The organism is Eubacterium maltosivorans (assembly GCF_002441855.2).
GTDB classification, from domain to species: Bacteria; Bacillota; Clostridia; order Eubacteriales; family Eubacteriaceae; genus Eubacterium; species Eubacterium maltosivorans.
In genome coordinates, this window is the sequence record NZ_CP029487.1 from 3,313,587 (window position 1) to 3,327,945 (window position 14,359).

7 protein-coding genes are annotated in these 14,359 nt (G+C 57.9%); 3 read left to right on the forward strand and 4 right to left on the reverse strand.

What is annotated here, in order from left to right:
* Positions 1-2 precede the first annotated feature (2 nt).
* Positions 3-2,666, forward strand: coding sequence for a hypothetical protein (locus CPZ25_RS20705; protein WP_096919180.1), 2,664 nt, complete (start codon positions 3-5; stop codon positions 2,664-2,666).
* Between the two features lie 60 nt (positions 2,667-2,726).
* Here CPZ25_RS20705 and CPZ25_RS15310 read toward each other — a convergent pair whose 3' ends face one another.
* The gene (locus tag CPZ25_RS15310; protein WP_096919181.1) at positions 2,727-3,143 is read right to left on the reverse strand and encodes a hypothetical protein; all 417 of its coding nucleotides are present in this window, start codon (positions 3,141-3,143) and stop codon (positions 2,727-2,729) included.
* 224 nt (positions 3,144-3,367) lie between these two features.
* Here CPZ25_RS15310 and argF point away from each other — a divergent pair, with 224 nt between their 5' ends.
* Together argF and CPZ25_RS15320 are read left to right on the forward strand one after the other, a co-directional pair.
* On the forward strand, positions 3,368-4,393 hold the full coding sequence (gene argF / locus CPZ25_RS15315; RefSeq protein WP_058695915.1) for an ornithine carbamoyltransferase: 1,026 nt from the start codon (positions 3,368-3,370) through the stop codon (positions 4,391-4,393).
* Positions 4,394-4,574: 181 nt separating this feature from the next.
* A complete protein-coding gene (locus tag CPZ25_RS15320; RefSeq protein ID WP_074617411.1) occupies positions 4,575-6,062 on the forward strand; it encodes a phosphohexomutase domain-containing protein in 1,488 nt (495 codons plus the stop codon).
* A gap of 205 nt (positions 6,063-6,267) precedes the next feature.
* Here the strand turns inward: CPZ25_RS15320 and CPZ25_RS15325 are convergent, their stop codons facing one another.
* The 3 genes from CPZ25_RS15325 to CPZ25_RS15335 all read right to left on the reverse strand — a co-directional run bounded on the left by CPZ25_RS15325 (position 6,268) and on the right by CPZ25_RS15335 (position 14,359).
* Entirely contained in the window at positions 6,268-9,750 is a 3,483-nt protein-coding gene (locus tag CPZ25_RS15325) for a S8 family serine peptidase (RefSeq protein WP_096919182.1), read from the reverse strand.
* Between the two features lie 373 nt (positions 9,751-10,123).
* Complete coding sequence (locus CPZ25_RS15330; RefSeq protein ID WP_096919183.1) at positions 10,124-12,013, reverse strand: sensor domain-containing diguanylate cyclase; 1,890 nt, start codon at positions 12,011-12,013, stop codon at positions 10,124-10,126.
* A gap of 312 nt (positions 12,014-12,325) precedes the next feature.
* On the reverse strand, positions 12,326-14,359 hold the full coding sequence (locus CPZ25_RS15335) for a sensor domain-containing diguanylate cyclase (protein ID WP_096919184.1): 2,034 nt from the start codon (positions 14,357-14,359) through the stop codon (positions 12,326-12,328).

Sequence of the window (14,359 nt, forward strand, 5' to 3'; positions counted from 1 at the left end):
AAATGAAAAAGAAAATCAGAGAGCGTTTCAGAGGCGTTTTGTCAGCGGTGGTTATCCCGGCGGCGCTGGTCTGCTCAAGCGTTCCGGTCCTTGCGGAAACAGTCCCTGCGGCCGCCACAGCGCAGGTGGCAGAAAGTCAGAATACAGAAGCGGTACCAGCCGCGCGAACGGCCGATTTTGCTGTGCCGGACGCGGACAGCGGCCTGCTGCAGCGTGTGGAGGACGCTTTAGCCAGGGGCGCTGAGGCAGAAACCCCGGCAGCTGAAACGCCCGCGGAGGAGAAAGCCCCTGCGGCTGAAAAGAAGGCCGATGAGGCCCCTGCGGCAGGAACACCTGTGTGCACCGTGACAACTGGCGCCCAGAGCCGCCAGACAGGCGCGGACGTCACCTATGGTACCCTTGAGGAAGCCTTCGCGGCCATACAGGATGGCCAGACCGCAACCATTACCTTAACCGGGGATGCTGTGGTGAAGGATACCATTGTGGTGCACGGCAACGTGACCCTGACGGCGGACGGCGATTATACGGTGAGTTTAAGTGAAGACACATCATCGAGATCGTTTTTCACCCTTTATGATGAAAATCAGCTGACCATTGACGGCGCGGGCCACAGCATCACCCTGACAGCGCCGGAAGAGATCGGCGGCGTCATCAATGCCAGGATGGACAGCGTCTTAAACCTGAAAGCTGGCGTGGCGCTGGAAAACTGCAGTATTAACGCGGCAAACAATGCGGCGCTGAACATTACAGATGCCGCGGTCACCGGAACATCAGACGGGGAGAATCCGGTGATCGTAGACGTTTCAGACAACGCGGCACTGAAAGCCACGGGCGCGACCCTGCCAATTGTGGGTATCTTAACTGAGAATAGCGCTTCTTTTGACGGCTGCCAGGTGTATGCCATTGCGAACCTCAGCCCAAACGTGCGGATAAACGGCTCGTCTGTCGGCACGATTCAAAACCGCGGTTCGGCTCTGCTGATCAGCGACTCGTCGGTCGATAACCTGTTAAACGACATACTCACCGCCCAGTTTACCCTGTCCGGGAAAACCGATATTGCGTACATCATGCTCGCTAAAAACCCCATCATCCTCGCTGAGGATTTTGACAGCAGCGTGGTCAGCAGGGTTTATATGGCCTATCCTTTAGTATTTAACAACCCAGCCGTTCTGGCCGAGGCGGCATCGGGTGCGCTGAGCGCGGAGACGGCCAACTGCTTTTGCTACCAGTTAGAGGAGAATAAGGACGCTCAAACCTACGCGCCCTATCTTAAGAACGGCAAACTGGAAACCGCCAGAGTGACAAACACCATTGTGTCGGTCAGGGTCGAGCATGATAATTACCCTTACACTGGCAGAGACCCGCAGGCTGAGGGCGGGCTCGGCAAGGTTACCATCACGGTGACAGACGAGGAGGGCAAGGTGATCACACCGGCTGCCGACAAGCTGACCACGACTTACACCCACTATTCGGACGTGCTTGAGACGCCGCCGACCATTCCGGGGGATTACTCGCTCAACGTGAGCTACGCCGGCGAGGAAAACCGCGATACCCAGACCCTTACCCGCGGCAGCTCAGGCGCAGCTTCCTTCTGGATCACAAGAGCTGAGCTGAAAGGCGATTTCGTGAGCTTCCCATCTGAGATTTCCGTCTCCCAGGGCAGTGTGCGCGCGGACTTCAGGCCAGCGGAGGGCATCGATGCCGTGCTGCTGAAGCTTAACACCACTTGGACCCTCACCGATAAAGACGGCGCAACCGCCACCGTCAACGGTGATACCCTGAAGCTGACCAAGGCGGATATCGGTAAGACCGCACAGGTCACTGTCGAAGATACCAGCGGTTTCTACTATGACGCGGTCACCAGTAGTCCCTTTACCATTGGCGGGGTGGCCACCGGCGTCCGGATCGACGGGCTGAGCTGGGACTCGAACGCCAATTACTTTGAGTCCAACGACGCTCTGCAGGCCCTGCTGGCAAAGGATAAGGCCATCCTCGTGACCTACCTCGACCCGGACGGTTATCAGAACATCGCCTGGGATAAGGGCGAGATCAGTCTGGAGTATTACAGCACAGAGGATGATAAACAGTTAGAGCAGGCGCCCACCGAGCCGGGAACCTACATCCTGAGTGTCGCCTTCACCCCGAATGACGCCCACCAGGCTCAGGACCTTCAGTTTACCAGCGTCTCCTACACCTACACCCTGATGATGCCCACCACCACAGAGATCAACGCTTCAGCCCTCAAGGGCAGTTATGATGTGTCCGATACCCAGAGCCTGGACAAAGACATGGTCAAGGCCACCACCGTCAGGGATAAGGACGGCCGGGTTATCAAGCTTGACCAGGACAGCGGCCTGCTGAGCTTTGAAGCCTACACCGACGCAGAGGGCAAAAACATCGCCCAGACTCCCGCGGCGGGCACCTATTACGTGCGTGCGTTCTACAACCGGGACGGCCAGGAAAAAGCCCATATTGCGAGCAGCAGTGCGCTGGTGAAAATCACGCTGACCCAGAGCGGCGCAGGCGGAGACACCACCACCAGTACCACCACTGGTACTCCCCCGGGCAACCCCTCGACCGGGACGCCCGCAGGCGCGGGTCTGTCACTGGTACTGCTGGCAGCGCTGGCAGGCGGGTCCGTACTGATCCTTAAAAAACGTAACTGACAATAAAAAACCACTGTGGCGTAAGCCACAGCGGTTTTTTTAATACAGGCGGAAAACAGCCTAAGCGATTGGCAGAGAATCCCTGTTCAGCTTGGCGCCGTAAATGTATAAGCCTGGAACGACCAGACCGAGAAGCGCGTAGATAACGGAGGAGGCGGCAAAGCCCGCGCCAGCCATGTTCACGATGGCGGCGAGGATGGAAATAATTAAGACGACAATACCGATTTTAAAGCATCCGTCCGCCTTATCCGCTTTGTTGCAGCCGCGGATGCCCATTACGCCCGCGAGCAGCTGAATAATAGAGGCGATCATATAGATCACTGCGATCATGGTTACAGAGATACCACCGCCGCCAGCGCCCTGGTCGATCACCGCATAGCCCATGAGCAGGCTGAGCAGTCCATAGGATACGAGCCCCAGGATACCGCCGATCAGCATCAGGATACCGGTAACCTTCAAATAAGTTTTACCTTTCATTGTTTACTCCCTTGATAAAATATTATAAGTGTTTGGTCACTTATATTTGATTATAAGTCACCATTAATATCCAGACAAGCTTTTTACCGATAACGTCTTGTTTTTACCGCATTTTGGGGGGACACGCCTGAGGTTCCACACCTGCAAACGATAAAGCATTGCTTAAACGCGGTGGTTAGGGTAAAATAAAGTCAAATAATGACGAAAAATGAGGAGGAATTCCCATGGGGATTGATTTAAAGGGCCGTAGCTTCCTGACATTAAAGGATTTTACGCCAGAAGAAATAAACTTTATGCTTGACTATGCCGCTGCGCTGAAGAAAAAGAAAAAAGAAGGACGCCCGGGCCGGCTGCTGGCTGGCAAGAACATCGTGCTGCTGTTCGAGAAAACATCCACCCGCACCCGCTGCGCCTTCGAGGTCGCCGGCTTTGACGAGGGAGCCTGCGTGACCTTCCTGACCAACAGCCAGATGGGCAAAAAGGAATCCATCGAGGATACCGCCAAGGTGCTGGGCCGCTTTTACGACGGCATCGAGTTCCGCGGCTTTAAGCAGGAAACCGTGGAAGCCCTGGCCGAGTTCTCCGGCGTGCCAGTATGGAACGGCCTGACCGACACCTACCACCCCACCCAGATTTTAGCCGATATGCTCACCATGCGGGAGAACTTCGGCGCGCTGGCTGGCCGCCGCCTGGTCTATGTGGGCGATGCCCGCAACAATATGGGCAACTCCCTGATGATTGGCTGCGCCAAGCTGGGCATGCACTTTGTGGCCGTCGCGCCCGAGGTGCTGTTCCCGGAAGAAAGCCTGGTTCAGGAAATGCGCGCTATCTGTGAAGAAACCGGCGGCACCATCACCCTGACCGACGACATTAAGACGGGTGTGAAGGGCGCGGACGCCATCTACACCGACGTGTGGGTCTCCATGGGCGAGGAGGACCAGATGGCCGAGCGCATCCAGCTCTTAAAACCGTATCAGGTCAACGCTGAAATGATGGAAGCCACCGGCAACCCGGATGTGATCTTTCTCCACTGCCTGCCGTCCTTCCACGACCTGAACACCGATGTGGCACAGGACGTGTACGCGCGCTTTGGCCTGACCGAGCAGGAGGTCACCGACGAGGTGTTCAGAAGCCCGGCCTCCAAGGTTTTTGACGAAGCCGAAAACCGCATGCACACCATCAAGGCTGTCATGTGCGCCACCCTGGCCACCAACCAGGTGGACGCCGACGGAAAACCAATTGTAGACTGATCAGACTAGTTGATAGTGGACAGTGTGTAGTGGATAGTTATTGAACAAAATGCCAGAGGCATTTTGAATTGAATCAAATCCGCGTTGCGGATTTGTTCCTAAATTATCAACTATCAACTATTAATTATCCACTCTGATGGATAAAGCGAACGATTCTTATCATATTTAACCGGAGGGAACTATGGAAATACAAAACATCACCAAGCTTCAGAACGGCTCAGATATCCGCGGGGTTGCCATGGAGGGGGTTGAGGGTGAGCACATCACCCTGACCCAGGACATGGCCATGAAGATTGCCTACGCCTTCAGCAAGTGGCTGAAGGTGAAAACCGGAAAGGACAGCCTGAGCGTGGCAGTGGGCCGCGACAGCCGCCTGACCGGGCCGAACCTGGCGCAGGCGGTCTGCCTGGGCCTGGTATCGGACGGCGGCCATGTGTACGACTGCGGTATCGCCACCACGCCGGCCATGTTCATGACCACCCTGGACCCGGAGATGGACTGCGACGGCGCGGTCATGATCACCGCCAGCCACCTGCCCTTTAACCGAAACGGCATCAAGCTGTTTACCAAAGACGGCGGCCTGAACAAGGAGGACATCGCCGAGATCCTCGAGCAGGCCGAAACCATTGTCACCGAGTTTAAAATCGGCGGCAAGCGTGAGGACTGCGCCTTTATTCCCAGGTACGCGGCCAACATCGTGCGCATGATCCGCGAGGCTACCGGGGAGGAAACCCCTCTTCAGGGCGCGCACATTATCGTGGACGCGGGCAACGGCGCGGGCGGCTTTTTTGCGGAGGGTGTGCTGGCCCCGCTGGGCGCCGATACCCGGGGCAGCCAGTTCCTGGACCCGGACGGCCACTTCCCGAACCACATCCCCAATCCCGAGGATCAGGACGCCATCGACGCGATCCGCCGGGCCGTCATCGACAACCAGGCGGATATGGGCATTATCTTTGACACCGACGTGGACCGCTCTGCCGTTATCGACGAAAAGGGCGACGCCATCAACCGCAACGGCTTTATCGCTTTTATTGCCAGCATGCTGCTGGAAAAATACCCGGGTACCACCATTGTCACCGACTCTGTGACCTCCACCGGACTCACCGAGTACATCGAGAGCCTCGGCGGACATCACCACCGCTTTAAGCGCGGTTACAAGAACGTCATTAACGAGGCGGTCCGCCTGAACGAACACGGCGTGGAAACCCACCTGGCCATGGAAACCAGCGGCCACGGTGCCATCCGGGAAAACTACTTCCTGGACGACGGCGCATACCTGGTCACCATGGCGCTCATCAAGTTCGCCCAGCTGCACAAAGCCGGCAAGCCGCTCTCTGTGTTCTTAAAGGATCTCAAGGAGCCTGCTGAGGCGAAGGAATACCGTTTTAAGATCGGGGCTGAGGACTTTAAGGCCTACGGCCAGGAGGTGTTAGACGGCTTCCGGAAATTCGCGGAGGAACAGCCCGGCTGGAGTATTGTGGAGCCTAACTTTGAGGGGATCCGCGTCAACTGCGAAAAGGACGCCGGCAACGGCTGGTGCCTGATGCGCATGTCCCTCCACGATCCCATCATCCCGCTGAACATCGAGTCTGACGAGGCAGGCGGCTGTGAGAAGATCAAGGCCGCCATCGACGTTTTCCTGAAAGATTATCCAGAGCTGGAGGGCTGATGAAATTTATTGTGAAGCGGCGAAGCGTCAGACAGAGGATTTTTTAGCTGATAATTGATCGTTGACAGTGGATAAGTTCTGGTGCAGATCTGGCCGCCGTCAGATTTGATGAAATGCGGCCTGTGGCCACAAAAAAAGGCTCCCCCGTGAGGGGAGCTTTTTTGTGTTTTGGATTTTATGGATAAAAAGGCAGGGCGTCTTTTTTCTAACGTGTACGTTTTCTAACCATGAACACCATCACCAGCATTGCGGCCAACAGTGCGGCGCAGGCTGCCAGGGCGCCTGGCCCGGACAGGATACCGGTGCTGGCGTTGGGAGCGGCAGGGTCCGGAGTGTCCGGACCGGCTGGTGTAACCGGGGCTTCCGGAAGCCTCTGTTCGCCGGCCTGCGGGATGGTTTCCACTGCGGTTGACCGGAAAAGCATTTCGCTCTGGGTGCTTGGTGAGCTGCCCAGCACGTAGAACTGACCGTTGTAGGCGGTGCCGGTGAGCTCCAGAATCAAATCGCCGCCCATGCGCTTAGGGACTGGCGTAAAGCCCTTGCCGCTTGAAAAGCCCAGCTGCCAGGTGTCGTAAAGATCGCCGTCCACCTTGCCCTGGGAGCCAGCCAGGAGCATGCCGTCCCGGAGTGTGCCGCTGACATACTCCGGCTTGGCGCTGCTTGTGGTCGGCAGGATGTCTTTCAGGATAACGGCAGAGCGGCCGTCTTTCAGGTGTTCAAGGGTGTTGTTGGCAGTCATGGCGCCGGCCGCTTTGTCCCACTGATAGCCCGAAGCCATGTAAAGGCCGTCGCCCTGGGTGTAGGCGGTTTTGCCGAAGGCCCGCCCGCCGGCCAGCTCGCCGGATTTTTCCAGGGAGTTCTTATCGGGACGGATGGTGTAAATGTCCCGGACAAAAAGCTTGTCAAAATCCAGCGTGGACTGATCCACAGTGGTTTCGCCGATGGCGCCGCTCAGGCTTTGGGACAGGGCTTCGGGGTCTGCGCCGCTGGCCGCCTGGGCGCGCAGGGCGTTCAGGGAAGCGGCGGGCAGCGTGTCGGAGAGAATGCTGAAGTCCATGCCGCCAGCCACCACGAGGGTGTCGCCGCTGGTGGCGACGCTGGCGCCCAGCAGGCTGCTGAGTGCCGGGTGCTCAAATAATTCCCAGCGGTTGGTCTCGGGTGTGTAGAGTGCCAGGCAGAAATGATTGTTGTCTGAGCGCAGGGCTGTGGTCACCAGCTTCCCGTTCCAGGTGCAGGTGGCGTCGGACGGGATAAAGGCTTCGCTGTTTTCAGTTTCGAGCTGTGTCCATTCCCTGGACTGGATATCGTAGCGCCAGACCTGGGAGTGGGTGTCATCCAGCGTGCCCAGATAGTAGAGCTTCCCGTTCAAAGCGGTCAGGCTCTGGGCAGTCATGTCGTAGAAGCTGTGCTGTGCCTTGGGGTCGGGCAGGGGCAGGCTGTTTTCATAGAAGACATTGCTGTCAAAGAGCTCAAAGCTCTGGTGGCCTGAGAGGGCGCTTCCGCCGTCGGCCTTCTGGGTGACCGTCACGGTTTTTTCCCCGCCGGTAAAGCCCTCGGGCAGACGGACACGGATCTGGGTATCGCTCCAGTCAAGGATATTTTCAGCGGGTAGATCGCTTTTTTCAATGGCCAGGGCGCCCGGGGAATCGCCGAAGAAGTAACCGTCGATGACCAGCTCGTTTTCACCGGAACCGGGAAGCGCCCGGTTGAGCACCGGCGCGGGCTGGCTGACGTTCTTCAGGCTGGCGTAACCGCCAGAGACAGAGGTGCCTTCCAGGTTCTGCGCCCATACGGCGCTGCCGATAACGCGCGCGGCCCGTTTGGCAGAGCTGTCCTCAGGATAGCGGGCAGCCAGGATAGCCACCTCACCTGTGACGGCCGGGGCGGCCATGGAAGTGCCAGAGCTGTCCGCGTAGGGGAGCAGCGCGCTGCCGATCCCCAGGGCGTCCAGATAGATTTCGCCGGAAAGGGAGGATGGGTTCTGCTGGTCACTGGTATCAAAGATATTGGCTTCGATACGCAGCGTGAAATCCGCCCAGTCGGTGTTATCCGGCAGAATAAAGGCGTTATCACTCCAAAGGCCGGCGTGGCTCTGGGCCAGCGGTTTATCGGGCTCTGTGGCGTTGTACAGAGGGAGGAACGTGTTTTCAACTGTTTTTACCGCGGCGCTGACAACCAGCGTGGTGCTGTCCGGTGAGAGCCCGTCCCGGATTGGTGTGACAGCAGGCAGCGACAGGAAAGCGGGCTTCTCTGCAAGTGCGGACAGGTCGACCGGCTCGCTCTCCAGGCCGGCGACGTCCAGAGTGCTGCCGTTTACTTCAGCGGCGCCAGTGGTAAGCTTTAAGCTGGCGACGCCGTCCCGGGCAAATGTGCCTGAAACGATTTCCATGTCCTGGTTTTGGTAGAGCTTTTTAAAGCTAAAGCCGTTTTGACCACTGTCCTCGAAGCTGTTGTAGCGCAGATTATCCGCGTCGGTGGACAGCCTTGCACAGTAGCGCGCCATGGACATAGGATAAGTGGACAGGATGTTAACGCCCGGGGCGGCGATGTCTGTGCTCCGGGGGCCGTAGTTGCTAAAATAAGCCATCTCACCCTGACTGTCCAGGGCGTTGACAGCAATGACGTAGGGATTGCTTTTGAGCCCCCAGACGGTGGTGCTGTTTTCGTCGCAGTTGGTGAACTCGTTGCCTGAGGCAAAGACACTGACAACGCCCAGCTCACCCACCTGGGTGATCGCCTCGTTAAGCGCGATGCCGCTGTACTGGCCGCCCCAGGAGTTGTTGACTGCCACGACGTTGACGCCGTTCTGGCAGGCGGCTTTGATGTAAGCGTAGCCCTTCAGGATGGAGGCAGAGGAAAAACCCCCGCCGTCGTTGCCAGCCTTAACGGCCATCAGCTGGGCGTTTCCGGATGCGCCGCTGGTGCCGTGGCCGTTCCAGCCCGAAGCGATAATGCCTGCGCAGTGGGTGCCGTGGCTCATGTCGTCCATGGGGTCGGTCTCGTCGTAGGGGTCGCCGGCCATGGTGGTCCCGGCAGAATTGTAGCCGTAGGTCCCGCCGTCCAGGCGCATGCCCTCGGGTCTTGTCCAGATGCTGGGCGCGAGATCGGGGTGGGTATAGTCGATACCAGTGTCCAGCACCGCTACGACGACGCTGTCCCAGCTGGCTTCGGGCGTCTTATCCCAGCCCTCAATGCCCATGTCCATGCCGGCGCGGCCGCCCATGGCGCCCTGATTGTTATAGGCCCACTGGTAGGCGGTCAAGTCCTTATAGCTGGTGATGTCAGCAGATGGGCTGTCCGCCCCGGCCACGTTAAAGACATAGTTAGGCTCTGCGTAGAGCACCCTGTCGTTTTGGCTGAGGGCGTCGATAAGGGCCTCGGTGGACAGCCCGTCTGCGCGCACCAGGCCGATAATACCGGCCATCTCTGCGGCTCGGTAAGACTGTATATTGTCAGCGTTTTCAACTCTGGGCGCACTGTCAAGCGTCATGAGCACGTCCATGTCCGCCAGCAGGGAAGACCCGGCGTCACGGCTCAGACTTTCAGGCTTCAGGCAGACAATGGCCTCGCCTTCGGTATAATGATTCGGTTTAGCAGCCTCAGCGTCTGTGACGCTCTGGGCCAGGGCAATGGGCGTGCCACTGAAAAGCAGCAGGGCTGTGAGCAGGCAAGCCAGTAATTTTTTCATTTCCTCTCTCCTTATTCATCAGAAATTTTAATCATTATATCATGGGAAAATATATTTTACAATTATAATCTAAAAAAGCAAGGGGGACAAAGAATTCGTCTCCATCTCAGGATGTCGACAAAGTCGGTCGTGAGCTGCAAAGCAAAAGTGAAAGGTGGTATGAATGGAGAATTGAAAATGGAGAATGGAGAATGCCGGAACGCTTTCGCCAAGGCTCAAGCGATTTAAGCTGCGGCCGCAGGCCGCGTCTAATCAAAATGCGTTAGCATTTTGTTCCTGTAATTCTCAATTCTCCATTCTGCATTTTCCATTCAAAGCTTGCTTTTCAACACTCTGAGCAGGAGGGGACGAAGAATTCGTCTCCTGTTTTCATTTAGTACAGCTTAAACCCATCCTTTCCCTGGGCCTTGACGTCGTACAGGGCGCTGTCGGCTTTTTGGTACAGGGCGGCGAAGTCATGGCCGTCCCGGGGCGCCAGGGAGGCGCCCACGCTGGCGGTGATCTGCCTGCCGCCTTCGTAGCTTATGTGCAGGGCGGCCACCAGGCTTTCGGCTTTCTGTCTGGCGTATTCGGGCGAGGGCACCGGCACAAAGGCGGCAAACTCGTCGCCGCCGATACGGCCGACAATGTCGTCCTCGCGGAACTGGGCCTTGAGCACAGAGGCGAAGCGTGAGATGACCAGGTCGCCCATGGCGTGGCCGCAGGTATCGTTGACGTCCTTGAAGTCGTCGATGTCCAGAATAAAGAAAGCGTAGGTTTTTTCGGGCTGCGCGGCCAGGGCGCGGTCGATCTGCTCCTGGGTGCCCACCTTGTGGTAGAGGCCGGTGAGGGAATCCCGCTTCATCTTTTCGTACATGTACTGCTCCCGCTTTTTCTCCTCGTCGATGTTCTGGCGGTACACAAACATGCGCACAGACTGGTCCTCCTCCCAGAAGAAAATGCGCGCTGTGATGCGCATCCAGTAATAGTGCTGGCCGTCCTTGGTGATCATAAACTCGTAGCGCAGGTTTTCGATGCCCAGCTCGTAGGCCCTGAGAACCTGCTGGGGGCCGAAGGTGGACAGGTAGCCGTCGCGGTAATCTTCTTTAATCTGCTTTTCGGCAATGATCGCAAGGGCGTCGTCGTAGGCGGCGGTGTCCTCGGGCACGCCCAGGCTCTCAAAATACTGGTGGGTGGCCGCGCTGGCAGCGCGGTTGTGGGTGATGTCGATCTCGTAGATGTTCTCGTAGATTTTTTCGGTCTCTTCCTTGAAAATGGCGCTGTGCTTCTTCTCACGCTCCAGGGTCAGGCCCACGATCTGGGCGTTGTAGCGTCTTATGACCCGGGTAATGACAAGGAGGACGGTGGCGGTGACCAGGGCGATGACCAAGACGCCGACGCTCAGCTGGACAATGGTTTTATTCCGCCAGGCGGTGGTGTCGTTGTCGATCATGAGGTACCATTTAAGGCTGGGCACGTACCGGGCCACGCCGTAGCCCTCGTGGCCGTCCTGGCGGTACCAGAAGGCGTTCTCGGCATCGGGCGCGGGAAAGGCCTTGTCCTCAAAGACCGCGCAGCCGTCAATATCAAAAAGGCTGGAGGGCTCGAAGCCGGTCTGGTCGGTGGAGATCTGGATGGTGCCGTCCGCGTCGATGAGGTAGGCCTTGATGCCGAACTGGTTCTCGTAATTCCGAAAGATGCCCTGGAGGGAATCGACCTTGAAGCCAACGCCCACCACGCCCAGCACAGACCCATCGTCGCCCTTGATCTTGCAGTTGATGAACACGGTCACCTCGTTCTGGGCGGCCTCGTCGTTGTCGATGTTGAGGCCAGTGTCCTCCCGGCCGTTCAGGAAGGAATAGTACCAGTCGTTCTCGGGGTTGCCGGGGGCCAGGGTGCGGTCGATGCCGTTAAAGTGGTAGTAGCGGCTGGTCTGGGCGGAGACGAGAAAGACGGAGTCGTAGCTGTACTTTTGCTTGTAGCCGTACAGGTAGTTTTGCATGGTCTGGACAAAGTCGTCCTCGTCGCCCCGCGCGGCCTCCTCGTTCAGGAATTCCTTGAGCAGGTGGTCGTTGGCCATGGTCAGGGAGATGTTGATGGGCTTGGTGAAAATGGCGTCGATCTGGTAATAGATGCCCTCTGAGGTGAGGGAGGAGATATGCTCCACGTCTTTTTTGAAGATGCCGTTGTTGGAGTGGTAGCTGACATAGGAGGCCACCGCGAACCCCAGAACAATGATCACACAGATGAAGAGATTGGTTTTAAGCAGAGCGTCTTTTTTCATAGGTTTTTCCTTTTTATTGAATCGAGTGCAGGGGGAAAGCCCTTAAATTGTAGTTTACAGACTGTCAAAGAGGCGGCAATGTTCGAGACTGCGCCTTTTATCCAGATAAGAAAAAGAGTCCAGGCGCTGCGATAAACGGCCAAGAATCGTACTGCTTTAACGGGACAGCCGGACACTGATAATATAAAGCGTCAACGTTAGAGAAGAAGATCCTGGTGTGAGGCAGTGCCCGCAGGACATCTTTTTCTTTCTTAGGTAAAAGGCTTCGTCTCTTGAGGTTGTCTGACAGCCTTAAAGCCGCCAGATAACGGCTTATTCGTAAAATACCATGGTGTCGCGCCCCTGGCGCTTGGCCTGGTAGAGGGCGCTGTCGGCTTTATCGTAAAGCTCCTGGAAGCTTCTGCCGTGGCTGGGGAAAAGGGCGACCCCGATGCTGACAGTGAGCGGAGCTTCGGTCAGACCCAGATGGCAGAGCCGTTCTCTGAGCACGTTCAGGCGGTCTCTGATAATGGCGGTGTCGGACAGGCCGCGCATAAAGATCATGAACTCGTCGCCGCCCAGTCGCCCGGAGAAGTCATTGCTGCGCAGGCAGTCTCTCAGGGCGCCAGCCACCTCGATGAGAACCCTGTCGCCGAACTGGTGGCCGCAGGTGTCGTTGAGGGACTTGAAATGGTCGATGTCTAGAATGATGAGGGCGTGGTGAGCCGCGGTGCCCCGGCGCAGCACGCGGCCAAGGCGCTTGATGAGGGTGGCCCGGTTATAGAGCCCGGTGAGCGGGTCGGTCTGGGAGAGCTTGCGCAGCTCCAGGGAGCGCCGCTTGCTGCTGTCAATGTCCTGGATGAGGGCGAAAAAGCGCACTGCGCCCACAAAGGGGTCGTCGATCATCTGCACGTCGGCTCTGGCCCAGAAAAAGCCGTCGCCGGACGGACGCAGGCGGCGGTGCTCCAGGCTCAGCTCGCTGGTTCCCTGGCGGTGCAGCTCCAGCAGGCGGCCGCGGCCAAAAAAGCGCCGGTATTTTTTCCGGTCCTCGGGCAGGACAAAGTGCTCGCTGGTGTAGTGGGTGAGGGCTTCCAGGGTCTGCTGGCAGTCCTCGGGAATGCTGTCCTTGGTCTGCCCCTCAAAGGTCTCGAGCACATCGGCGGACAGATTGAACTCGTAGTAGGCGATGCTGTCCTTGCGGCGCTGTTCGTAGGCGGTAAACCACCGCTCATAGGCGATCTCGCGCTCGTGCAGCTCGGTGCTGTCCGAGTAAGTGATGATGGCGGTGATGGGCTCGCCGCCGTCGCTGTAGACCAGGGAGTAATCCGCGATATACCAGACGTAGCGGTTCTGGTCTGGGGCGAACATCCTGACCGAGGTATGGCCCTCGGGCTGTCCGGCCAGCATGTCCCGGTAAAACCGGAGGTAGTCGGCGGTGGTCTCGTCCGCGATGTCGAGGCCCTGGATCACCGAGTCGGGCACGTTTTCGGTCACGGTTTTCTGCCCTAACAGCTGGGCGGCCTCCTCGGTCTGGAACAGGGTATGGGTGCGCAGATCGTACCGGGCGATAAACTTATCGGAGTGGCGCAGGGCGATACGGTTTTCCTCCTCGCTGATGCGCAGGGCCTCCTCGGCGGTCTTGCGGTCGGTGATGTCGAACACAGCGCCGAACAGGGTGTTGTCCGACGGGTTGTACTGGCAGCGGACCAGCACCCAGAGGGTCGCGCCCCCGATGGTGCGGCCCCGGTTTTCAAGCTCGAAGGAATACTGCCCTGCGGTGATATGGCCTGTAATCTCGCTGTGCACGCGCTTAAAATCCTCGGGCGGCACGATGAGCTCGCAGTTTGAAAAGCCTGCGGCCTCAGCCGTTTCGCGGGTGTAGCCGTAGGTCTCATAGAAAAAGGCGTTGGCGTACAGCAGGGTCAGGCGGTCGTCTACCATGGCCTTAAAAACGCCGCAGGGCACCTGGTCGGCGTAGCTCTCGGTCTGGGTGCGCTTCAGGTACCGCAGGTCGGCAAACTGGCAGAGGATAAGGGCAGGGGCGTCCTCGGGCTTTGAGACCTGCTGGCAGGAGGCGCAGACCCAGGTGGGAGTGCCGCTGCGGTCTGTCAGCCTCTGGCGGGCATGCGCGGTCTCGCCAGGCTTCAGGCGGTTCAGGAACGCTTTAAAGGCTGGCAGGTCTTCCTTCTCCATATAGGCCGCGAGGGAGCCTGGCAGGACGCTCAGTCCCAGAAAATCCATGAGACTGGGGTTCAGGTAGCGCGGGGTCAGGGAGGCGTCTGCCTGAAAGCAGGCGATGCCGTCAAAGAGAAGCTCAGGTGTTTCGGTTGTAAAGGTATAGAACGATTGGGTGGTTTGTACTTCCAT

Excerpts from the sequence above, each read along its gene's own strand:
- CPZ25_RS20705 (WP_096919180.1), top strand. The coding sequence starts at position 3 with ATGAAAAAGAAAATCAGAGAGCGTTTCAGAGGCGTTTTGTCAGCGGTG.
- CPZ25_RS15320 (WP_074617411.1), top strand. The coding sequence starts at position 4,575 with ATGGAAATACAAAACATCACCAAGCTTCAGAACGGCTCAGATATCCGC.
- argF (WP_058695915.1), top strand. The coding sequence starts at position 3,368 with ATGGGGATTGATTTAAAGGGCCGTAGCTTCCTGACATTAAAGGATTTT.
- CPZ25_RS15335 (WP_096919184.1), bottom strand. The coding sequence starts at position 14,359 with ATGGAAGTACAAACCACCCAATCGTTCTATACCTTTACAACCGAAACA.
- CPZ25_RS15330 (WP_096919183.1), bottom strand. The coding sequence starts at position 12,013 with ATGAAAAAAGACGCTCTGCTTAAAACCAATCTCTTCATCTGTGTGATC.
- CPZ25_RS15325 (WP_096919182.1), bottom strand. The coding sequence starts at position 9,750 with ATGAAAAAATTACTGGCTTGCCTGCTCACAGCCCTGCTGCTTTTCAGT.
- CPZ25_RS15310 (WP_096919181.1), bottom strand. The coding sequence starts at position 3,143 with ATGAAAGGTAAAACTTATTTGAAGGTTACCGGTATCCTGATGCTGATC.